Origin of the sequence: Acidithiobacillus sulfurivorans (genome assembly GCF_018853815.1) — a bacterium.
Lineage (GTDB): Bacteria > Pseudomonadota > Gammaproteobacteria > Acidithiobacillales > Acidithiobacillaceae > Acidithiobacillus > Acidithiobacillus sulfurivorans.
In genome coordinates this window covers 1-21,545 of record NZ_JAAOMP010000021.1, presented here as the reverse complement: position 1 = coordinate 21,545, position 21,545 = coordinate 1, and the positions used below count along the sequence as shown (strand labels likewise).

The 21,545-nt window shown below is 50.5% G+C and carries 23 protein-coding genes; 7 read left to right on the top strand and 16 right to left on the bottom strand.

The window, feature by feature from the left end:
• Nucleotides 1–16: 16 nt before the first annotated feature.
• A complete protein-coding gene (locus tag HAP95_RS01015; protein ID WP_215882596.1) occupies nt 17–1,198 on the top strand; it encodes a pyridoxal phosphate-dependent aminotransferase in 1,182 nt (393 codons plus the stop codon).
• Here HAP95_RS01015 and purT read toward each other — a convergent pair.
• A complete protein-coding gene (purT, locus tag HAP95_RS01010) occupies nt 1,195–2,376 on the bottom strand; it encodes a formate-dependent phosphoribosylglycinamide formyltransferase (protein ID WP_226832364.1) in 1,182 nt (393 codons plus the stop codon). The two genes, HAP95_RS01015 and purT, sit on opposite strands and share 4 nt — an antisense overlap.
• On the opposite strand from purT, the gene gnd reads away from it, so the two are divergent.
• The 3 genes from gnd (at nt 2,264) to HAP95_RS00995 (ending at nt 5,418) form a co-directional block, all read left to right on the top strand.
• Nucleotides 2,264–3,394 (top strand): phosphogluconate dehydrogenase (NAD(+)-dependent, decarboxylating), encoded by a 1,131-nt coding sequence (gene gnd / locus HAP95_RS01005; protein WP_368356528.1) that lies wholly within the window; start codon nt 2,264–2,266, stop codon nt 3,392–3,394. The genes purT and gnd overlap by 113 nt on opposite strands.
• Nucleotides 3,395–4,861 carry a glucose-6-phosphate dehydrogenase gene (gene zwf, locus HAP95_RS01000; RefSeq protein WP_215882593.1) on the top strand — a complete coding sequence of 489 codons (1,467 nt, stop codon included), beginning with the start codon at nt 3,395–3,397 and terminating at the stop codon, nt 4,859–4,861.
• Nucleotides 4,862–5,115: 254 nt separating this feature from the next.
• The gene (locus tag HAP95_RS00995) at nt 5,116–5,418 is read left to right on the top strand and encodes an ArsR/SmtB family transcription factor (RefSeq protein ID WP_215882592.1); all 303 of its coding nucleotides are present in this window, start codon (nt 5,116–5,118) and stop codon (nt 5,416–5,418) included.
• On the opposite strand, the gene dusA is transcribed toward HAP95_RS00995, so the two are convergent.
• Nucleotides 5,403–6,404, bottom strand: a complete 1,002-nt coding sequence (gene dusA, locus HAP95_RS00990; protein ID WP_215882591.1) for a tRNA dihydrouridine(20/20a) synthase DusA — start codon at nt 6,402–6,404, stop codon at nt 5,403–5,405. The two genes, HAP95_RS00995 and dusA, sit on opposite strands and share 16 nt — an antisense overlap.
• Before the next feature lie 132 nt (nt 6,405–6,536).
• On the opposite strand from dusA, the gene HAP95_RS00985 reads away from it, so the two are divergent.
• The 3 genes from HAP95_RS00985 to HAP95_RS00975 all read left to right on the top strand — a co-directional run bounded on the left by HAP95_RS00985 (nt 6,537) and on the right by HAP95_RS00975 (nt 12,008).
• Nucleotides 6,537–7,658: a tyrosine-type recombinase/integrase gene (locus HAP95_RS00985; RefSeq protein WP_215882590.1), complete on the top strand. Its 1,122-nt coding sequence runs from the start codon at nt 6,537–6,539 to the stop codon at nt 7,656–7,658.
• Nucleotides 7,659–7,807: 149 nt separating this feature from the next.
• Entirely contained in the window at nt 7,808–9,463 is a 1,656-nt protein-coding gene (locus HAP95_RS00980) for a site-specific DNA-methyltransferase (RefSeq protein ID WP_215882589.1), read from the top strand.
• A 1-nt stretch (nt 9,464) separates the two neighbouring features.
• Entirely contained in the window at nt 9,465–12,008 is a 2,544-nt protein-coding gene (locus HAP95_RS00975; RefSeq protein WP_215882588.1) for a DEAD/DEAH box helicase, read from the top strand.
• Between the two features lie 386 nt (nt 12,009–12,394).
• Here the strand turns inward: HAP95_RS00975 and HAP95_RS00970 are convergent, their stop codons facing one another.
• The 14 genes from HAP95_RS00970 to HAP95_RS00905 form a co-directional block, all read right to left on the bottom strand.
• Nucleotides 12,395–13,927, bottom strand: coding sequence for a hypothetical protein (locus HAP95_RS00970; protein WP_215882587.1), 1,533 nt, complete (start codon nt 13,925–13,927; stop codon nt 12,395–12,397).
• Between the two features lie 170 nt (nt 13,928–14,097).
• Nucleotides 14,098–15,498: a ParB/RepB/Spo0J family partition protein gene (locus HAP95_RS00965; protein WP_215882586.1), complete on the bottom strand. Its 1,401-nt coding sequence runs from the start codon at nt 15,496–15,498 to the stop codon at nt 14,098–14,100.
• On the bottom strand, nt 15,476–16,276 hold the full coding sequence (locus tag HAP95_RS00960) for a ParA family protein (RefSeq protein ID WP_215882585.1): 801 nt from the start codon (nt 16,274–16,276) through the stop codon (nt 15,476–15,478). Before HAP95_RS00960 ends, HAP95_RS00965 begins: the two co-directional genes overlap by 23 nt.
• Complete coding sequence (locus HAP95_RS00955; protein WP_024895291.1) at nt 16,273–16,710, bottom strand: hypothetical protein; 438 nt, start codon at nt 16,708–16,710, stop codon at nt 16,273–16,275. Before HAP95_RS00955 ends, HAP95_RS00960 begins: the two co-directional genes overlap by 4 nt.
• Before the next feature lie 77 nt (nt 16,711–16,787).
• Nucleotides 16,788–17,129: a hypothetical protein gene (locus tag HAP95_RS00950; protein ID WP_215882584.1), complete on the bottom strand. Its 342-nt coding sequence runs from the start codon at nt 17,127–17,129 to the stop codon at nt 16,788–16,790.
• A 7-nt stretch (nt 17,130–17,136) separates the two neighbouring features.
• On the bottom strand, nt 17,137–17,388 hold the full coding sequence (locus tag HAP95_RS00945; protein WP_215882583.1) for a hypothetical protein: 252 nt from the start codon (nt 17,386–17,388) through the stop codon (nt 17,137–17,139).
• A 1-nt stretch (nt 17,389) separates the two neighbouring features.
• Entirely contained in the window at nt 17,390–17,962 is a 573-nt protein-coding gene (locus HAP95_RS00940) for a S26 family signal peptidase (protein ID WP_368356527.1), read from the bottom strand.
• A 91-nt stretch (nt 17,963–18,053) separates the two neighbouring features.
• Nucleotides 18,054–18,317: a hypothetical protein gene (locus HAP95_RS00935; protein ID WP_215882582.1), complete on the bottom strand. Its 264-nt coding sequence runs from the start codon at nt 18,315–18,317 to the stop codon at nt 18,054–18,056.
• Nucleotides 18,310–19,206, bottom strand: coding sequence for a phospholipase D-like domain-containing protein (locus HAP95_RS00930; protein WP_215882581.1), 897 nt, complete (start codon nt 19,204–19,206; stop codon nt 18,310–18,312). Before HAP95_RS00930 ends, HAP95_RS00935 begins: the two co-directional genes overlap by 8 nt.
• Nucleotides 19,207–19,359: 153 nt before the next feature.
• Nucleotides 19,360–19,620 (bottom strand): hypothetical protein, encoded by a 261-nt coding sequence (locus HAP95_RS00925; protein WP_215882580.1) that lies wholly within the window; start codon nt 19,618–19,620, stop codon nt 19,360–19,362.
• Entirely contained in the window at nt 19,613–19,771 is a 159-nt protein-coding gene (locus tag HAP95_RS00920) for a hypothetical protein (RefSeq protein ID WP_215882579.1), read from the bottom strand. Before HAP95_RS00920 ends, HAP95_RS00925 begins: the two co-directional genes overlap by 8 nt.
• Nucleotides 19,768–20,043 (bottom strand): hypothetical protein, encoded by a 276-nt coding sequence (locus HAP95_RS00915; RefSeq protein WP_226832360.1) that lies wholly within the window; start codon nt 20,041–20,043, stop codon nt 19,768–19,770. Before HAP95_RS00915 ends, HAP95_RS00920 begins: the two co-directional genes overlap by 4 nt.
• Nucleotides 20,034–20,429: a hypothetical protein gene (locus HAP95_RS00910; RefSeq protein ID WP_215882578.1), complete on the bottom strand. Its 396-nt coding sequence runs from the start codon at nt 20,427–20,429 to the stop codon at nt 20,034–20,036. Before HAP95_RS00910 ends, HAP95_RS00915 begins: the two co-directional genes overlap by 10 nt.
• Nucleotides 20,430–20,441: 12 nt before the next feature.
• A partial coding sequence (locus tag HAP95_RS00905) for a phosphoadenosine phosphosulfate reductase domain-containing protein (RefSeq protein ID WP_226832358.1) occupies nt 20,442–21,545 on the bottom strand: 1,104 nt, incomplete at its 5' end.

Below are 21,545 nucleotides of genomic sequence, written 5' to 3'. Positions count from 1 at the left end.
TCTGGAGTTTAACATCGTGGATATTCGCCTTTCCCGCCGCGTTACTGCGGTGCGTCCCTCTCCGACACTCGCCGTTACCGCCCGGGCACAGCAACTCCGTCGGGAAGGCAAAGACATTGTCAGTCTCGGCGCTGGCGAGCCCGATTTTGACACTCCCGAATATATCAAGGATGCTGCTATTCAAGCTATTCATCGGGGTTTCACCAAGTATACGGCGGTTGGTGGAACACCAGAGCTGAAAGCGGCCATCATGGCCAAATTTGCCCGGGACAATCAACTCGATTACCACCCCAATGAGGTGCTGGTATCCGTGGGCGGCAAACAGAGTTTTTTCAATCTCTGTCAGGCCTTGCTGGATGCTGGAGATGAAGTCATCATTCCCGCGCCCTATTGGGTGTCCTATCCCGACATGGTCATTCTTGCCGAGGCCTGTCCAGTCATTATTGATACGGATGCCGCCCAGCATTTCAAAATTCACGCCGAGCAACTGGAAGCGGCCATTACCGAAAACACCCGGCTTTTAGTGCTTAACAGCCCCTCCAATCCCTCAGGAGTCGCTTACAGCCGCAGTGAACTCGAAGCACTGGGAGAGGTATTACGCCGTCATCCCCGGATTTTGATTGCCACCGATGACATGTATGAAAAAATTCTCTTTCAGGATCAGCCTTTCGTAAACATCACCAATGCCTGCCCCGATCTGAAAGAACGATGCATTGTGATGAATGGCGTCTCCAAGGCTTATGCCATGACCGGTTGGCGCATTGGTTATTGTGCGGGACCCGAGGCACTGATTACGGCCATGAACACCGTGCAGTCGCAAAGCACCTCCAATCCTACCTCCATCGCCCAGGTAGCTGCCCAGGCAGCCCTGGAGGGGGGGGATAGTGCGGTACATGAAATGGTCCATGCTTTCCGGCGCCGTCATGCTTATGTATATGGTCGCCTGCAAAGTCTTCCGGGCGTCAACGTGCTGCCATCAGATGGCACTTTTTACAGCTTCCCGGGCTTTCATGAAGTGATGCAGGCCAAAAATCTGCAGGATGACCTGATTCTGGCGGAAGCCCTCCTGGAAGCAGGCGTTGCGGTGGTGCCGGGTTCTGCCTTTGGAAGCCCCGGACATATTCGCCTTTCTTTTGCGACCAGTGACAAAAATCTGGAAATGGCACTGGACCGCATCGAACAATTTGTAAAAAGTTAGGCGGGGCTGACCGTAATTGCAGCGGCGGCCTGGGCGGCCCTTTCCCGTGCTTCTTCCACATTTTCTCCGGCAGCGACGGCTACGCCAAGACGCCGCAACTTGCTGGCCGTCGGCTTGCCAAAAAGACGTAAATCACTTTCCGGCACGGCCAGTGCTGTTTCAAGACCGGCATATCGGGGTCCCCAGCCCAGATTTTTACCCCGAATAACCGCAGAAGCCGAAGCTCTGCGGAATCCGGGATCAACGGGCAAGCCCAGAATAGCCCGCAAATGTAATTCAAACTCGTTCTGACGTTGACTGGCCAAGGTCACCAGACCGGTGTCATGGGGTCTAGGCGACAACTCACTGAAAATCACTGCTTCACCCTGCACAAAAAATTCCACCCCATATAATCCCTGTCCGCCGAGATTATCCGTGACCTTTTGCGCCATGCTCTGTGCATCCTGAAGCGCCTGCGCGGACATGGCCTGGGGCTGCCAGGACTCCACATAATCTCCGGCTTCCTGACGATGCCCGATGGGCGGGCAAAATACCGTACCTAAGGCAGAGCGCACCGTCAGCACGGTGATTTCAAAATCAAAGTCCACAAAACCCTCGACAATGACTTTCTGCGCCCCCACGCGCCCGGCCGTCTGCGCTTCCTGCCAAGCCAGCGCCAATTCCGCCGCACTCCGTGCGACCGACTGCCCTTTGCCGCTGGAAGACATGACCGGTTTGATCACACAGGGAAAACCCAGCTCGGCAGCTGCCGCCTCCAGTTCAGACAAGCTGCTGGCGAAGCGGTAAGGAGAAGTGGGCAGGCCCAACTGTTCGGCCGCAAGTCGACGAATACCTTCGCGATCCATGGTCAATTGCACGGCTCGCGCTGAAGGGACCACTGTGGCCAAGCCGGAATTTTCGATTTCCGCCAGGGCGGAAGTGGCAATAGCTTCAATTTCAGGGACCACGAACTGCGGACGCTCACGCTTGACCAGAGCCAGAATCGCCTCAGGGTCCGTCATATCTATCACGTAGGCGCGGTGGGCGACCTGCATGGCAGGAGCATCTGCGTACCGATCCACGGCGATGGTCTCGATACCCAGACGCTGGGCAGCAATCAACACTTCTTTACCTAATTCACCGGCGCCCAGCATCATCAGCCGGGTCGCAGAAGCAGAACACGGAGTACCCAGATTCATGCGCATTTCCTTTAGCAAAAAAACAATAAAAGCCCAATATGTCTATACTCAACATAGTATCATTTTCCCGACAGACGCATACGCAAAGGAGCATGACATGAGTAAACCCAGTATAGGCATGGTCGGTCTTGGTCGCATGGGTGCCAATATGGCGCGCCGTCTGCATCTAAAAGGCATGAATGTCATTGCTTACAATCGCCACGCCCAAAAGGCCCGGGACCTTGCCCAGGAAACCGGCATGCGCGCTGCCAGCTCGCTGGAAGATCTGGTCAAACAACTGCCAGCCCCCAGAGTCATTTGGTTAATGCTACCGGCAGGTGAAGCCACTCAGGAGCATATTGATCAGCTGCTTCCCTTGCTGGGTAAAGGTGACATCCTGGTCAATGGGGCCAATGCACTCTACGAAGACTCCATGGCGCAGGCCACCAAGGTGGAAGCTGCAGGCCTGCATTATGTCGATGCGGGCGTTTCCGGCGGCGTCTGGGGATTGCAAGAAGGCTATGCCTTGATGGTGGGTGGCAGCCATGAGGCGGTTGCTCAGGTCACGCCTTTCCTGAAAGCCCTCGCTCCCGGTGAAAATCAGGGTTGGCTGCATTGCGGACCGGTAGGTAGTGGGCATTTCGTGAAAATGGTCCACAACGGTATTGAGTATGGAATGATGCAGGCACTCGCCGAAGGTTTCGCTATTCTTCAGGCCAAAACCGAGTTTAATCTGGATCTCGCCAACGTCGCCGAAATGTGGCGCTATGGTAGTGTTGTCCGCTCCTGGCTTTTGGATCTGACCGCTGACACCCTGCACAAAGATCAGGTCCTGGCGGACATTGCTCCGGTAGTCGCCGACTCGGGCGAAGGGCTCTGGACCGCACAAGCCGCTTTGGCCATGAAGATTCCCGCTCCGGTCATCACGCTGGCCCTGCAGATGCGTTGGGCTTCCCAGGGAAAAGACGACTATGCGGCCAAGCTATTGGCCATGATGCGTAATCAGTTCGGCGGTCATGCCGTACAAAAGGAGGGTTGAGTGGATAACCAATGTATTTGTCAGTTCGTCATTTTTGGCGCTACGGGGGATCTGGCCAGTAAAAAGCTGCTTCCGGCCCTGTATCACCTGGAATGTGCCGGTATGATGCCCAAGGAAATGCGCATTTTGGCTTTTGGGCGGCGTCCTTGGGACAATAATGGCTGGCAGGATTTCTTGCGAGAACAATTGGAAACCTACGCTGGGAATTATCATCCCGAACATTTTGATGATTTCTGCAAACACTTTGAGTATGTGCGCGGGGAAATTCATGAAAAGGAATCTTATGAAAAGCTCCGCGCAGCACTCACTGAGGAAGGTGCCGATAAACCTGCTTCCACCATATTTTATCTGGCCATTCGCCCGGCAGACTTTGTGCCTGTTGTTCAGCAACTCTCGGGTGCCGGCTTTAATCAGGAAGGCGACTATCGCATTGTTATTGAAAAGCCTTTTGGTGAAGACCTGGAAAGCGCCATGCGCCTCAATGAACAGTTGCATCGTCACTTCCGCGAGGAACAGATTTATCGTATTGACCACTATTTAGGCAAGGAGATCGTCCAGAACCTGATGGTGTATCGTTTTGCCAATCTGGCCGTAGAAGCCCTGTGGAACCGCAATTATATAGACCACGTGCAAATAACCGTGGCCGAAAGTGGTGGTATCGAAAGTCGCGCCGGTTATTATGATCAGGCCGGAGCATTGCGGGATATGTTGCAGAATCATCTGATGCAAATACTGACTCTGGTAGCCATGGAGCCTCCCCCTTGCATGGAAGCGGACGCTCTGCGTGATGAAAAGGTAAAGGTACTCCGCTCTATTCGACCCATCCCCAAATCTGCCGTTACGGCCTATGCCATGCGCGCCCAATATGGTCCCGGGGTAGTAGATGGCAAGCATGTACCGGGCTATCAGGATGAAGCCGGGGTTGAAACCAACTCCATTACTGAGACTTATGTGGCCGCGAAATTTTATATTGATAACTGGCGCTGGCGCGGGGTTCCTTTTTATCTGCGTACCGGCAAACGCCTCGAAAACAAAACCTCCAGCGTTGCCCTGCGTTTTCGGCATACGCCTCAGCAACTTTTTCGAGAAACCAGCATCGAAAAAATTGAACCCAACTGGATCCTGCTTTCTTTGGAACCCGAAAGCCTGAAAACTGAAATTCAGATCAAGGAACCCGGCCTGGAGATGCGCGTCCGTCCGGTGCAGCTCAACGCTTCCTATCGCAAGGAGGGTGAACAGGAACTGGATGCGTATGAGGCCTTATTGTTGGATGTCATGGAAGGCGATAAAGCCCTGTTTATCCGCTTTGACGAAGTGGAATGGGCCTGGCGGGTAGTGGATCCGATTATCAAGGCCTGGGGACGTGAAACCGATTACATCCTCACTTATCCAGCGGGATCCTGGGGGCCGGATGAGGCTGCGCGGATTATGGACAAGGAAGATCAGTATTGGCGCAACAAAATCTGATCTGAGCGGGAGCGACAGCCATGAAGCCATAACTGTCGCTCCTTGAAAACAACAAAAACATCTTACGAATCAAAGAAAAAAATTATCTGTGCAAAAAGCGTAGTCAAACGTCTACAGCATAAGCTAATAAACGCGTCATAGAAATACGCCGATTATTGTTTTTTGTTTTAAATTTCATGAAGGTAAACTTGATGGCATGGTTTCTGCTTAATTGTTGGGTCGGTTACCCAATGACATTCAAGCAAGGAGCCTCCATGAAAACCACAGGAAACACGATCATTCCCGAATGGGAAATTGCCCAGCTTTCTGAAATTATTAAGGCTATGTCTCATCCATTACGCTACAAAATTATCTGCCTGCTGGGGCGCGGTGAAATGAGCATGCAAAATCTGGTAACAGCCATCAACACCAGCCACAGTAACGCTTCCCAACATCTTGCCTTACTGCAGGATTCCGGTCTGGTCCTGGTCAGAAAAGTGGCCAGTCGCGTTTATTACCGCATCCGCGATCAACGTACCTTGCGCCTGCTGGAAATCAGTAATCAAGTACTTGCCTGATCTATTTTTTCAACATGTTGCATGGCTCGCCGCAGAAATTCTGCGGCGTTCTCATTTAAATTCGCCGTACCCAGAAAACGACGCCATTCCCCGGCGCCAGTAACCCCAAAGTACAGACCATGCAGATGTCGGCTCAGGCGTGGCGCAGGCAATGCCTCTCCCCAGTTTTCGGCATAAGCCAGTAATTGTTCGAGCACGACTTGTCGATCAGGTAATTGCCAGCGCCGGTTCATGGCCATTTCCACTTCTGCCAGCAGCATTGGATTATGATAAGCCGCTCGGCCAATCATCACTCCATCCACATGGGCGAATTGATCCAGTACTGTTTCAGTGGTCTTGAAGCCCCCATTGACTTCAATGCGTAAATGGGGGAAATCGCTTTTCAGACGATGTACCCAATCCCATCGTAATGGCGGTATTTCCCGATTTTCTGCGGGGTTCAAGCCCTTCAACCAGGCATTACGGGCATGCACAATAAAATGCTGACATCCCGACTGAGCCACAATTTCCACGAATTGATGCAAAGACGCATAATCCTCTTCGCGATCCAATCCCAAACGATGTTTGACACTCACCGGTAAGGCACTGTCCGAAAGCCCTGCCATCAGCTCGGCAACTAATTCCGGCGTCGCCATGAGACAGGCACCAAAACTGCCCTTTTGTACGCGCGGCGAGGGACAACCTACATTCAGGTTGATTCCGTCGTATTGATACTCTCTGGCCAGCCTGGATACTCGTCGCATCGCAGCCGGATCATCACCCCCCACCTGCAAAATCAAAGGATGTTCGGCCACAGAATACTCCAGGAAACGCTGGGGATCGCGGCCCAGTAACAGCGCGTTAGTCGTCAGCATTTCCGTGTAGAGCACGCAGGAAGGACAAATCAGTCGCAAAAAATGCCGACAATGGCGGTCAGTCCAGTCGAGCATCGGCGCAACCGACAATAGCTTATCTCTTGATTTTAATAAGTTTGTATTTAAGTTCATAGAGTTATCTCATACTCGGATCGTCCGAATTATGCCGTATTTTGCCGCATTAGCTTGCATTTTACCGCATCCGGTGTTACAAGAGTGCAACATAAAATCGTTTTTCCGTCCATGTTGCACCGGAGCACCAATTTGGCGACTATTGTCTCACGAAAACAGAAGGATGGTACCCTTCGTCATACCGCAACGATTCGTCTTAAGCGCAATGGGGAAGTTTTCCATTGTGAGAGCCGGACGTTCCATAAAAAAGCGGTGGCCAAAGCCTGGGCATTAGAACGCGAACAGGCCCTTCGTGAAAACCCCGCAGCGGCCACGCGTCCTTCAACGGCGTTGCCCATTGGCAAGATGATCGATCGCTACATTGAGGAAAAGCAAACTGTCGAGCCGTTAGGCCGCACCAAGTTGCAGCACCTGCTCCTATTACGGAGACTGCCCATTGCGGAATGCCTGGCATCTGAGCTTGATGCCCCGCGCCTTATCTCCCATATTCGTAGTCGCCGCGTGTCCGGAACAGGTCCATCCACCGTGCTCAACGATCTGATCTGGTTGCGGGTAGTCTATCGCTATGCACGCGCCGCCTGGGGCATACCACTATCCATGGAAGCTATCGGTGATGCGACAGAGCTTTGCCGGGCCGAGCGCCTGGTAGCGAGATCACGGAAGAGAAAGCGACGACTCAAACGGGAAGAGATAGAGAAAATCTGCGAGCGGTTTTTATCCCTGGGACATCGAAAATCCTCACCACCCATGTATCTTATTTTCTGGTTTGCCATCTATTCATGCCGGCGGCAATCGGAAATCATGTCCATGCGCCTTTCGGACTACGATCAGGATCGTGGAATCTGGCTTGTACGCAATATAAAAAACCCCGGCGGATCACAAGGAAACGATCAATGGATGCACATCACAGATGCCCTTCAGCCTGTCATTAAAGCAGCCATAGAGGACGCTGATCTGGTGGCACGCCGAAAAATGATGCAGGATGACCGACTGTTTCCGTTTGATCCAAAAACCATTGGGACTTACTGGACGCGGCACATGCAAATTCTGGGAATCGAAGATCTGCATTTTCATGACCTGCGACATGAAGGTTGCTCACGGCTGGCCGAAGATGGGTTGAGTATCCCTGATATTCAGCATGTCAGCCTGCATGAGTCATGGAGTAGCCTGCAAATCTATGTAAACAGGGACATCCGCAGTCAATCGGTTACACGCGCTGAGTTTGATCGCACATTATTCAGTAACCCCACCTGAAGGCTGAGGACCTGGCGAAGAAAATGCGTACTTAATGCGGTAACAACATGAACGGTACGGCTGAATCTTGGCAAGGCGCAATCACCTCATGCTAAACTTGCCACAATAACCTGCCATCCCCACCTCACCGCCACAAAAACCCGGACTCCATGCCTAGCCCTTACGACCACCTAGACCGCGAATCGCTCATCAAGCTCTTGCAGCGTCGCGACGCCGATCGTTCTTTGGGTTTGGTATGGGAACGCGAAGGCATTGAGATGGACCGCGCGTTGAATGACGATTATGTCGCTATGTCTCTGGTGGCGGAACTCAGTCACGGTGGCGCTCCTTGGGAAAACCTGATCATAGAAGGCGACAATTTTGACGCTTTGCGTGCTCTGCGCATCAGCCACAAAGAGAAGGTTCGCTGTATCTACATCGATCCGCCCTACAATACGCAGAAAAAGGACTTTGTCTACAACGATCGTTTTGTGGACAAAACCCATCGCTTCCGGCATTCCTTATGGCTGGAGTTCATGTACCAGCGCCTAACGATTGCCCGGGATCTGTTATCAGAAGACGGCGTAATCATGGTCAGCATCGATGATCACGAAGTTTTCCGTCTGGGCATGCTACTGGACCGCGTGTTTGGTGAGGAGAACAAGGCTGGGGTCATTATCTGGAAGAACGTGACGGACAACAACCCGAGCCGGGTGGCAACCGAGCATGAATACGTGCTGGTTTACATGAAGGATAAGTCTTCCTGCCCTGCAGTTTGGAAATCGCCAGATCTCGCAGTGAAATCTCTCATGCTGGAGAAGGAGAGGGACCTTCTGAACAGACATAAAAGCCAACAAGAGTTGCAGAATGCTTACACGGCATGGCTACGAGAACACAGGGACCAACTGTCACCTTTGGACCGTTACAAATACATTGATGCAGGTGGAATTTATACTGGAAGTCAGAGTGTTCACAACCCTGGTCGAGAGGGCTATCGCTACGATGTCTTGCATAACATCACCGGCATTCCGTGTAAGCAACCTTTAATGGGGTATCGATTCCCGGAAAGCACGATGCGCGATTTATTGCGTGATGGGCGGATACTGTTCGGCCAAGATGAAAATAAGATCATCGAACTCAAGGTGTACCTGCGCGATTACCAACAAAAAATGTCCAGCGTAATGGTCATGGACGGTCGCGCTGGAGCCAACGAGCTTCGAAGTATTTTCCCTGGAGCGGGTAAGGTGTTCAACAATCCGAAGCCTGTGGAATTTTTAAGTAACCTGCTGTCTTTCGTAACTTCCGGCGACGATCTGATACTGGATTTCTTCGCAGGGTCTGGAAGTACAGCGCAGGCGGTACACGATCTGAACCGTGCAGATGGGCAGAGGCGGCGCTACATACTGATCAGCAGTACGGAGGCGACGAACGAGGAACCGGACAAAAACCTGTGTCGTGACGTGTGCGCAGAAAGGGTTCGCCGAGTGACGGAGGAAGGATTCGCATATCTGCGGACCAGGCGGGTTGCCAAGCACCGGCTCACCATGAAGCTGGACCACGCGGAGATCTGGAACGCTTTGCAGTTGCTGCATGAGCGTCCCGTGTCGCCGTGGTCAGGGTATGGCTTATCTACGGACGTCGGCATGGCTTATCTCCGGGATTTCTCTGAGCCGTCGCTGGACCTGTTGTCCGAGTGGCGCACTATGTCCACCGAACAGCCGGTTACCTTGTACAGTTGGGCGCCTGAGCGCGTCAAAGCGCTAGTGCCAGACACGGTAAAGTGCCAACCTATCCCACAACATTTGAGAGACCGTTTCGGACGCTGATATGCCTATCGACCTAAAAGATTTTCAGAATGACGTACTGGACGGTATGGTGGCCCGCTTTGAAAATGTGCGGGCGCTTTATGAACGGGTGGAGCGGGATGCCAGCCTGTCTTCCCGTATCCTGGAAGCCAGGCAAACCGATGGCGCACTGGTGTTGCAAGCGCCTACTGGTTCCGGCAAGACGATTCTGGCAGTAGAAATGGTAAGGCGCCTTTCGGCCAGGGAAAGGATACTCTGGTTCTGGTTTGCCCCTTACTCTGGACTGGTTGAACAGTCACGTTCGGTATTGGCGGCACAAGCGCCGGAAATAAAACTCTTTGACCTACGGGTGGATCGGCAATCTGATAAGGTGCGTAGTGGTGGGGTTTTCGTGACCACCTGGTCATCAGTCGCCACCAGCAGCGTCGAAAGCCGCAGGTCGCGAACACGGGATGACGACGGATTATCCGTGGACGAGCTAATTCTTCTTGCGCGAGCAGAAGGAGTGCGGATCGGATGCGTCGTGGACGAAGCACATCATGGGTTTCATCGTGCTGCACAGGCACGGGTCTTTTTCAAGGCGGTTTTGGCGCCGGACTATGCCCTGATGATGACAGCAACACCGCGTGACGCGGACCTGACGGCATTTGAAGCCGATACCGGGTATACGTTGGGCGGACCTGCTGACTGGGCATCGGTGAGTCGAACGGACGCGGTCGAGGCAGGCTTGCTCAAGCGCGGGGTGCGCATGGTGCGATTCATCGCCAGTGACGACAATCTCTCGCAATTATTGAGCTTTGAGCGTATCGCATTGAATGAATGTGCGAAAGCACACCGGAATATTCAGCATATGTTGGAAGCCTCCGGGATACCGCTAACGCCGCTGATGCTGGTTCAGGTGCCTAATGGCCGGGATGATCAGGAGTCGACCAGGCAGTATTTGGTAGAAGTGCTCGGTTTTTCCGCTAATGCGGTCAAGGTGCATACGTCGGACGAACCGGACCCTGAGCTATTATCGTTGGCGAACGATTCTACGGTGGAAGTGTTGATCTTCAAGATGGCGGTCGCAATTGGTTTTGACGCCCCGCGCGCGTTTACGCTGGCGGCATTGCGCGGCGCTCGGGATGCGGGTTTCGGCGTGCAGGTCATTGGGAGGATATTGCGTCGTCATTCGTTGCTACAAGGGCGCGGGGATCTCCCGCCAGAACTGGAGCACGGATATGTGTTCCTCGCCAATTCTGCGTCACAGGAAGGATTATTGACCGCAGGACATCAAATCAACGAAATGACGACGCAAGCGCCGAGTATCGGTACGCAGACGGTGATCACCGTCCTGGGGGGGGCGCCAGAATTGCAGGTGGTCAGGACCGGTGAATCCTTGCAGTTGTGGATTGACAGTGAGGGTGTAACAAGAACGGGAAATGATGATGGACAACCAATTATCAACCTTGCGGACATCTCGGAAAGCGAGGTGGAACCTGACATATCCGATAAATCCTGTCCAGAATTTAACGAGGCGGTTCAAGGCGCATTTGGTCTTTTGGAGTTGGCGACAAACGATGCAGACACATCTACAAATCCTGCCCCGCCTTCAAATCCAGAGCAAAGCATATTGCCCTTGCTCAATCTGGAGTCCAGCCAAGTATACCGTTATCCGCGTGCATCTATAGTGCCGGCAATGTTGAAGGCAGAAAACAAGCCGAAGTTGCCGCAGCAGTTTGAAGAAGCTATAGCGGACCATGTAGATTTTAATGAGACCGTTTTGGCTACGCGCCTCAAGAGTCGAATTCAGATACATCGAAATGAAAGCAGTCTTTTTGATGACGCGGAAGGAGAGCACGATGAAGATATTTACGCACGATTACCGCCAGAATATGTGGCCAGACGAGCAGAAAATCTGCGGTTAAAACTGGTAGACTCCAACGATCGGGAATTGCAGCCCCTCCTTTTGGAGCGGTTCCGGTCCAGCTTAGAGCGCAATTGTTACGATTATCCAGAAGACGAAGAGCTGCTACTACAGCAACTGGATCTGGTGATGGTCCGCAATCCGTCGATCCTTCGTGAAGCCTACCGTAGAGTAAGCCTTAGCCGGATTGTCGATGTGGATGTGGCACTCCCTGGAGAAATAAGTAGTGAATTGAAATTGATGACAGCGAAGCACAATGCGTATGGGTGTTATCCTGCGGATTTGAATCTGGACGAGTTAGCGGTGGCGAAAACCCTGGACGCGAGTCCACTGGTATTATGGTGGCATCGAAACCCGGTCAAACGTCCAGAATCGGTAAGTCTATATCGTTGGGATGATGGGAAGGGGTATTACCCGGATTTTGTGGTGGCAGTAAAATCTCGGCCCGCGCTGGATCAGATTGCATTGCTGGAAGTGAAAGGCGGACATATGTGGGCCAATGAAGACGAAGTCGGAAAGTATGGAGCAAAGCACCCGAATTATGGTCAGGTGTTTATGATAGGCAGGCGTCGCGGTGAAGAGACGTTCCATCACCTACGGCGCGAAGGGGATCGACTGACAACAGATGGAGATTTTGCCGTGGAACGGCTTAAATACTGATCGTGAATCCATAGCGGTCGTGATGGATAATAAAGTTTCATCCTGGCGCACACGGGCATCACTTTGAGACTCTGCAAGTCAGTCTTTTAAATACCCCCGGGACGGAGGGCCCTGGAAGATTACGAATGTAGTGTCTGTTACAAACTTCATTTATTTTTGAAAATTTCGATGTGCCAATTTTGCTGACTTAGGCCGAATAAAAATTACCAACTATATTCATATCCTACAGCAGTAGCAAGCATAAGGTTTACCACAGCGTCTATCAAGGTTTTGTTGCGTGCGACTTGTAAGATGGAATTTCATAAAGTGCCAATCAAGTGCGACACCACCCACTAAGTGCAACATATAAGAGCCTCTATTGAAACAGCAACATATAGTCTCGGATATTATGAACACCTCATATCGACCTCAACCTTAATGACATAGTATATATTTGCTTCAACCTGAGCGTTTCTAACGAAAGTTTCAAAACTACCATCTTTGTCCTCTATTTCTGAAGAGAACGTCGAGAACACATTCGCAACGCGCCACAAAAGATTTTCTCCATCACGATCCATTGAAAAACTTACAACAGCAAAGAACGCAATATGCACAGAATCCAGCCTAAAAGCCAAAGCAAAAATAAATTTTTTACTTGACAAATCTTTATAAGCATCAATTAATTGAGCATGAAAAGTAATAACCACATTTTTATCTTTCATAAGCGAATATGAATGCATTATTTCTCGATATCCAATATGAAGCTCATTCAAAGAAATTTTTGGATCTTGCAAAATCGCAGCCTGGCTTACCAAGAAGGAAAAAGCTTCAAGCACATCAAGCCAATATTTGCAAATACTTTCTTTAGTTACCGAGTCATGCGATATTAATGGAAACCTTGCTTTACTAAATTTTTTTGGTAAGAACTCTATAGTACCATTCCCTATTGCGATGGCAAGCATCATGCGCCAAAAGTGAGACCACTCATTTGCAGTCTTTCTTATGCCATCTATGACATTAAAGAATATCGTGCAATGGTCATCATATATAACAATAGTAAAAAGATCTGACTTTACAGCAATCTTCCTATTTTTTTCTGTGACCAAAACCTTTGGCGGAATGAATATTCTACCATCGAATATCGCTGGACCTGAAAGAGAATCACTCCTAATTACAATGGTACACTGATCACATGGGTTCGGATCAAAATGAATTTTTCCCTCACCGAAGCTATCAAGTGGAAGGTCTATGCCGAATCTTGACTCATTTACCTGAAAGGAAAGAAGCTTAAGATCATTTTTTAACCCAAGAAATACATCAACTATCTCGTCTTCATACGAAGGAAGCAGGGTCATTGCACCTTTATACGGAGACTCCGTATAGCCAAGACACTTAAGTTCCTCACTTTTTTTTACCATATAATCATATATATCATTCCCACACATTGATACTAAAGCGCCACGTAAAGATTCCCCTGTAGTTCCTATGCATTCAATATCTCTAACAGTAAGAGAAATGGTTTTTTTATTTATTTTATTCCGTGAAGTCCCCTTAAGTTCCTCAACGCGTAATTTTTTTAAAACCGCACTTAATCGATCACCCGTAAAATGTAAAATATATGATCGAGTAAATTGCAATTTTTCATTCACAAGAAAGACATAGACAAATGCTGGCTTAACTTCTTTGGCAAGTCTCTCGGCTGACGTGAGCCTCATCTTGAACGACTTGTTACCGTCTTTCATCGTCTTTAATTGAATATAACAAGAAACAGGAGAAATTCTCTTATCCAAAGTTGTTTCTTTGGCCTTATCCAGTGGAAACTCAACAATGAAATCCCATCCGGAGCGGTCTCTATCGGATTTATTACATATCAAACCAGCATCGGCGCATATCTCCTTGAAATGACTTTCCCCCTTCTCTCCAAGTTCATCTGAGTTCATCTTATTTTCCTACTTAGCAATGGTGAACACTCCACCAGATAAAGTCAGCGCCTTCAAGTTACGGCGGCATGCCGGATCGGTTGACACCCACAGACAAGGTGGACGCAATTGCTATCTCAGTCGGACATGAAGATCTCCGGAAGAAAGCTGGGGGAAAGGTATAGCAAGACTTAGCCTTCCTCAGCCACCACTTCCAGAACCTCCAGAACATCCGCGACATCATCCCGCAAAGGATGATAATGCCGACCCGCTTTCTGAAAAAGACGGGACAGCAGGCCATGCGACAGGCTCACCGTCATTTCAGGCATCACATCCCCTGTTTCGGCAAGCGCCCTGGCCGCGCTGGACACCCCAGACGCATTGGCAGCTTCCCATTCCATACCATGCGTTTCGGTGCCGGCTGTAGGCTTCGGCACCCGCCCAGAAGGCTGACGTGCGACAGAGACCGCATCGGCAGCCACTGCAGACAATGTGCCGGAAAATTCGGGTTCACTCTCTTCTTCATCCTCATCCAGATAATGATCTGCCGCACCCTCGTCCGGATCCGACGCAGGCAATACTTTCTCAGCCTCTGAATCAAGAGGACTCGAAACTTCTGGTGCCGTTGTTTCGTCCTGGTAAGCAGCCCGTAGTGCCTGCTCTGAAGACATACCCGACTTCAGATTCTGGAATGCCAGACGCTTGGCCGCATCATTGGACGATACCCAATCCTGCGCTTCGCGCAACTGCTCCATGCTCAAATCGGATCGATCCTGCAAACCCAAACCATTGCGTAGCGTCCAAATTTCTTCTGCTTCATCAATGACCGTGCGCTTCAGTTCAACACCTGCAATGACGCGCTCTTTCAGGTCCACAAAAATCGCTCGTTTACCCTCGGTATCGCGCCACCAGCCCATGAGCCGGACGAGCTCATTCTGACCAACGGCATTCACATCTATTTCCAGGTGCTCGATCAATGCCCGAGCATCGGGATGCACTTTGCTCAACATCTGGTTCACCCAGGTCCGCGAACGTCCCAGACGACGACCCAACTCTTCCTGGCTGACCTTTTGGGTCTCCATCAATGATTGAAGTGCATAAGCGGTATCCAGCGGGCTCATATCAGCCCGCGCCAGATTCTCGACCATCTGCATTTCCAGTCGATCTACATCGGACTGAGGTTCTACCAGAACAGCAGGGATACGGCTCAAATCGTAGCCAGGACGTTCGCATTTCTTCCCGGTAGAGAGCGCATGCCGGGATGCCCGCCAGCGTCTCTCGCCAGTCACAATCTGGAATCCACCATCCAGTCGCCTGACCGTAATGGGTTGAATCACACCATGACGCAAAATGCTTTCCGCCAGCAGTTCCAAATCTTCGTCTGCTTCATCGGATAAACGACGGGGTTGATTGGGATCGGGCGTAATTTCATCCAACTTCAAAAACAGGCCAGAAGGCAGGTTTTCAGACAGATTCCGTCCTCCGCTTTTCTTTCCGGCAGAAGATGTTCCAGATCCATTTTGCCCTTCAGCGTCTTCCTGAAGCGCAAATGCCAAAGACTCCATCACATCATCCTTCTTGATCTTCGCCACCTTCAACCTCCTTATTCATCAAATTTTCGACTATTCTGACACAAACTCTGCGCCAAACACTCGCGCCAGGATCTCTGGGCGCATATTGCCACACCGCCTTTCCTTCGCGCAGCGCATCAGGTGCCAGCACCCGATCTGTAAAGACCTCTGGCAACACACTGTCTTTATGAACAGTTTTTCGTAACATTTCGATCATGCGTGACTGGTTGGCACTTGTCATCTTGTATTTATTGATCAAGATGGTCATATCCAGTGGCACACCGGAATTCAGGACCATTTGACGATCACGAATAGCACCGACCATCCCCTGAACCGCCAGGGTATCCGGTATCACCGGTATGACCAGTACCCCGCCCAACAACATGGGGGCCAGTTGCAGCACCCCGGGTGCGGGGGGCACATCGAAAACAATCAGATCAAATGAGAACTCACGCAACCGATCCATCGCCATGCGGGCTTCCCGCATACCTTCAGGGTTCACCGTTCCCTGTCCAGGAACAGCCACTGCATGTTCACTACCCGGCAGAATAAAAAAATCAAAGTCGCCATATTTCCTGAATTCCAGCTCAGAATCTTCATCCCAAAGATCGGTCACCGCAATATCCAGATCAGATGATTTTCGTACTTTTCTGGTTACTATAGTCGTAGCATTGCATTGACTATCCATGTCCACCAGGAGTGTTTTTAGTCCCATTTCAGCAGCACACGCGGCCAAATGTAGGGCAATGGTGGTTTTCCCCACCCCGCCCTTCCGATTCATCACGGTAATCGCTTTCACGCTTTTGATCCCCCACTTCTCTGGGCCTGCAGCTTTGCACGCCTTTCACGTTCATAGGCTGGCGGATAAACATACCAGGTCCACCAATACAGGATGGTATAGGTAACCGATGACATGCTGATATCCGCACTCTGTGCAATCCGCGTTAGATCGGCCCCTTGCTCGGGAGTCACACGCATGTTGATTTGCATCCATCCGGTAGCCTGGCGCCCCGCACTTTCCGTAAGTGTCTGGGATAGCCCTTTGGTCTGGCGCCACTTCAGACCCGTTTCCCAAGGCTTTTCACGCAAAAACTTTTCAGTCATTTCGATATAACTCTGACGCAAGTTCTGATTCAGAGCAAAAGCCAACGCCTTGGCATACATGTGCATTTTAACGGGCACACGCGTCGGAATCTCATCAAACGTCTGCCCTTTTACGATGATTTTTCGCATACAAAACCTCTTCCTAAATTTGGTTATGGTATAGCATAACACATGACGTAATGGTATACCCTGTTTTCGGAAAACATTCAGACGGCATGACGGTATCGCTTTCGACACAACGACTCGACCGCAAAAGCTTCTGACCAGGTCGGATGGCTTGTGCGCTGCAACAGGTCTTTGGCATGCGGACAGAATCTTGCGTACCAGTGCAGTGTCGTCAGTGCACTTTCTGAAACCTGTTCTTTGTCTGTGCGCATTTCCCAGGCAATACCCCAGACAATACAAAGAAAACCGACAGTAAACCCGGCGGCAATCCAGTATTCGGTGATCGGATACCCATGGCCGCGCAAACTGGCAAGACCAATAGCGATGCCCCAGACACCCAGGCCCACCTCAGCAGTTATCGTACCTTTATGATAGATGTGCATTCTGACTTCATTCTGAAAATTTAATCATGTTTTTTATATATATCCTTCTACACGCTTCGAGAAAAACAAAAAACAGGACATCCCCTACTGGTGAGAACAAAAGGCCGGTAACAATTCCTTTGATTGTTTGAATTCTTGGTAAAGGAAAATGAAAACCGGGCACCATAACGACCATTGCGCAAATCAGAAGGAGTGAGAGAATCATGCCCACCGCTTCGATCAACGTCAGGATGATAGCCAACAACCTGACTTTAACCACCTTAATCCCCCTTTTTCAGCCAGAATTGGCTTCCAGGAATCACCCACCACGGACGCACTTTTTCCATGATATTGTTTTCCGAAACCGGTCCGTAATAACTCGAATCGAAGGCATAATTCCCGGGGGCATAGAGCCAAACCTGTCCATTTTTCAGATGATAAGTACCAAATGGATAGTGCAGAATCCGATGATGATGCCCAGGCGTCCATCTATCGACATGACTATTCGGCAATAACCGACCATCTACCCGGACACCTTGCCGCTTGAGAACCACCGTCTGGCCGGGCAAAGCCACCACATTCTTGATCCAGGGCTCGCTTTTCGGAAACCAATGATACTTCAATCCCTCTGCGACCGCTGGATGAACCTGCGGACCCGGGATTTCAACTTCTACCAGTTCCCCATCGTGAAGCGGGAAAGGGGTCCCGAGCAACTGATAAAACCCAACCGGCTGGCAAGTGGAATCAGTAACCACCAACCTTTCAAAGTGCACGAAAAGCATGCCCACGCCAACCAGAACGATGAATCCAACCAGTGACCAGTATATCCATTCGATCCTACGCAAAAATAACACGGTGAACTCTCTTTACCATTAAAATATGGTATAGCCCATCATAGGCAAAGGTTGACTTAATGACGCTCAATCTAACGACTCTTGAGTTCGTTCATTTCCGATAATCCCACCTCTTCCGAACCGTAACCGTGACAGTCTTCGACGGTTCAGGCTGTATCTGCCTGGGCTGCACCAATGCACCGCCGTCAGGAAGGTCAAGATCCTTGGGATACCAGAATTTCCGGGTTTCACGGCGTTCCTGTTCAGGCTGCGACGAACTGACAACGTCTTGTTGCGGTTTCTGATAACGATTTGCTTTAGCCCTGGCGCGATTCCCAAACTGGGGAGCTACCGAACGGGTTTCGCGCTTAATCATAATCCCGCCCCATCGCCCAGTCCCGATTGAACTGCGCCTGAAGTTTGGGAATATCAGAACCGTTCAGTAGCAATCCAACCTCTCGGTTGACCTCAAGTGATGTCTGGGTCAGGTTCTCGCTACCGATATAAGCCGTCGTTTTTCCCAAAACAAGTTTGGCGTGCAAGTAGACAGGCTTCACTGGCATTAAGCGCACTTGCACACCATGCGCCACAAGAAATTGCGCATCTTTACGATCTTGCACATTGATGTTGGCCGGCATAATCACTCGCGCCAAACTTCCCTTGGCGGCGATGGCATCCAGCGTCGGCGCATAGGGACCGATTTCTTCATCTTCAATATTGATCCGTCCCGGCTGATCGATCACCTGGATGATTTGATGGGCCGAAGTGCCTGGCGACAATACCAGGACTTTATGCGCCCAGGCAGGAGCAGACTGGTTGTTCCAGTCGGCATTGAAAACAGCGTTGACTGCCTTAACCACGGTTGGATTTTTCGTGACATAGAGATAATTCCTTGCACTATGAAAATCGGACCAGGCAAAATTCGGGTTACCGATCTCAGCTTCATGGCCTGACGCCAGATATTTTGCATGATAAAAAGCCCAGTGATTGCCGTGACTGGTGAATCGATAAGGGGCCAGGTGCAGCACAGCACCCGTCGCCTTAATCTCCCGTTCTTCCTTTCTCACCTGCCAGGATTTCATGCCATAAGGCTTGCCCTCAACGATGACCCGCACCTCTACCCCTCGCGCTTTAGCGGCACGGATGGCGCGGAGAATGGGGCGGTCCGTCATATAGTAGACACCGACATTCAATTCGTGGCGAGCGGACTGAATCACCTGCAAAATGGGCGATACGCCCGCGTTTGGTTCAATAAATAAAGACACTTAAATCTCCTCCTTGGATCTTATTTCAAAAGACCCTTCATAAAAACACGAAACAAACGAAAAACATGCTGGAGTTCTAAAATCAGGATCCAGACCAGCAGCGATCCTATTGCAGCGGGAATCACCAGCCAGATCCAGGCGAAAAACGAAAGGTCAGCGGGCATGAGATCTTCCCTTTAAGACAATGGATTTTTGACACTTTTTGCAGGTGATTTTGTTCTTGTAGTCATCCCGTTCGTAGGTTTCTGGTAGCTGTCCTTGCGCTATCACAGGCACCATTAACCCGCACTCGGTTTGGATACCATCGCCACTTGTCCCATGCCAACGGCTCATGCGCTCGTTGAAATTTTTCATGCCGCCAAGTCTCCAGCGTACCGCGAAGCCTCTACTTTTAGGATCAACCTGATTATTCATTAAGTTCGCACTCCGCTTCGATAGACCCATCCAGATATTCCTCTGGTGTGCCATGATCTTCCTCTTGGCAATAATCCGGCGGCGGGGTCTGTTCGCTGGGTTCGCGCCAACTGGGTGCGCCACAAAAAAGACAACGATACGGTGGATTCATGTTTTTGCTCCCATAATCGCCGTTCCATAAGCCATCATCCGCATAATGCCATCATCAACTACCGGAACCAGTTGCACACCGATAACCGATATTGCTCCTGCTGCCAGAGCCTTTTCCTGCAACATAGCAAGCGTTTCTTCGGGCTGGCGATCAGAACACTCTCCATACATCGCCCTGTTTACTACCGCGATAATATGAGCGTTCTGGTCCCTATTTTCAGTTGTCGATAAGGATATTTTCTGCGCTTCAACGGGTTCTGTTTTCAAAGCCATATCCCTCCTGGTTGAAAGGTAGGTAGCTTTAATTTGAAACCGTCACTCGGTCCATATAGCGCCTCAAACTCAGCTAAAAGATCGTGAAACTTACTGTTTCCTAAATCTATTTCCACGTTCACATCGTGGAGCTTCACGAAGATGGGGGCGCATGATTCGCAAACAACCCAGGACGCCAGGGGGACCTCATCGCCGTAAATGCGTTCTTCAATGTCATTGGCATAATCTCGCCAACGCTCCACCTGGATATATTTCGCACCGCGCCGGACCATATCACCGCATGAACAGCAGCGTTTGCCTCTATTCTTGTCATAGGGCAAAAGACGCATGTTGGCGCTCCACCACCACGCCGCCCCGTCGCATTCTATGGCACAAGAAATAGTCATCGTTCTCTCCTTTTAATGATCACAAAGCCCGTAAGATGAAGCGCAGGCCGGCAGATTTAGATCACCATTATCAAATAAATCCATCGTGCCATTTTCACCCTTGGCCCAAGCCACCCGCGCATGGATGTTCAGATCCGAAAAAATGGCGCGTCGGTCTTTAAGGTCGCTGGCATCACACATAAACGTCGAATATCCGCGCTTCGATGCTTGGCCAACCATGTGTTCCCATTCAGACAGTCTTGTTATTTCTTCCGGATACCGAAACGACACCTGGGCCAAATCACTCTTGTTGCTATTGATACAGACGCACCCGACACGGCTTTGACCCTGGCTATACAATGGATTCAAAGGGCAACCTTGAGCGCGTACAAAATCGACGGTTTGTTGTGCGGTCCAGTCCACCAAAGGCCGATAAGCCCAAAGTTTGGGGCCAATGCGCTCTATTTTTTTGGCATAACGACGATTGGGTGATTCATCGCGGCGGATACCTTGCCAGGAAACCACATGCAAGCCTTGTTCAATGAGTTGTAGCTGATAGGCTACGGCCATATTTCTCTTCAGTTCCTCGGTGCAAAATTGTGCCTTTCTTGAAGGAAAACGGCCTTTCCACAAGCACAAATCCAAAAATGGATTACCAGTAGGATGCAGCACATTTAACGCTCGTCGTTTGGCTTTATTGGACCAGCGTACTTTGCGACCGCCACCGATTTTCCGCGTTTTCTGGACAAGCTCTTGGGTCGAAACGCCACCACGCCTAACAGTGCGATACAAGATGTTTCCATGCTGGTCGCGCTTAGGCACTGGATTTCCATTTGCATCAAACACCGGAGCGGTTTTGTATTCACGCCGGGTGCGTTGATCCTGGGCGACAAACCGCCGTTTAGCGATAATCTCACGACTAAAATCCGCTTTGAGTCGTGTTATCTGTATGCCCAGATGTCTTTCCAACTCATCCAGATGTTTATAAGTTATCGGAATTTCATTTCCAGTATCACAAAATATCGCCTGGACATTTTCTCTGGGTACGCGATCCAAAGCGATCAGCAAAGTGGCCGTGCTGTCTTTGCCACCAGACACGCTGATTACATGAATCGTTTTCACGCCACCATCCTTTTT

Coding starts and splice junctions, on each gene's coding strand:
- gnd (WP_368356528.1), top strand. CDS start 2,264: ATGGTCTCGATACCCAGACGCTGGGCAGCAATCAACACTTCTTTACCT.
- purT (WP_226832364.1), bottom strand. CDS start 2,376: ATGAATCTGGGTACTCCGTGTTCTGCTTCTGCGACCCGGCTGATGATG.
- HAP95_RS00995 (WP_215882592.1), top strand. CDS start 5,116: ATGAAAACCACAGGAAACACGATCATTCCCGAATGGGAAATTGCCCAG.
- dusA (WP_215882591.1), bottom strand. CDS start 6,404: ATGAACTTAAATACAAACTTATTAAAATCAAGAGATAAGCTATTGTCG.
- HAP95_RS00980 (WP_215882589.1), top strand. CDS start 7,808: ATGCCTAGCCCTTACGACCACCTAGACCGCGAATCGCTCATCAAGCTC.
- HAP95_RS00975 (WP_215882588.1), top strand. CDS start 9,465: ATGCCTATCGACCTAAAAGATTTTCAGAATGACGTACTGGACGGTATG.
- HAP95_RS00970 (WP_215882587.1), bottom strand. CDS start 13,927: ATGAACTCAGATGAACTTGGAGAGAAGGGGGAAAGTCATTTCAAGGAG.
- HAP95_RS00955 (WP_024895291.1), bottom strand. CDS start 16,710: ATGCGAAAAATCATCGTAAAAGGGCAGACGTTTGATGAGATTCCGACG.
- HAP95_RS00950 (WP_215882584.1), bottom strand. CDS start 17,129: ATGCACATCTATCATAAAGGTACGATAACTGCTGAGGTGGGCCTGGGT.
- HAP95_RS00935 (WP_215882582.1), bottom strand. CDS start 18,317: ATGATTAAGCGCGAAACCCGTTCGGTAGCTCCCCAGTTTGGGAATCGC.
- HAP95_RS00925 (WP_215882580.1), bottom strand. CDS start 19,620: ATGAATAATCAGGTTGATCCTAAAAGTAGAGGCTTCGCGGTACGCTGG.
- HAP95_RS00920 (WP_215882579.1), bottom strand. CDS start 19,771: ATGAATCCACCGTATCGTTGTCTTTTTTGTGGCGCACCCAGTTGGCGC.
- HAP95_RS00915 (WP_226832360.1), bottom strand. CDS start 20,043: ATGGCTTTGAAAACAGAACCCGTTGAAGCGCAGAAAATATCCTTATCG.
- HAP95_RS00910 (WP_215882578.1), bottom strand. CDS start 20,429: ATGACTATTTCTTGTGCCATAGAATGCGACGGGGCGGCGTGGTGGTGG.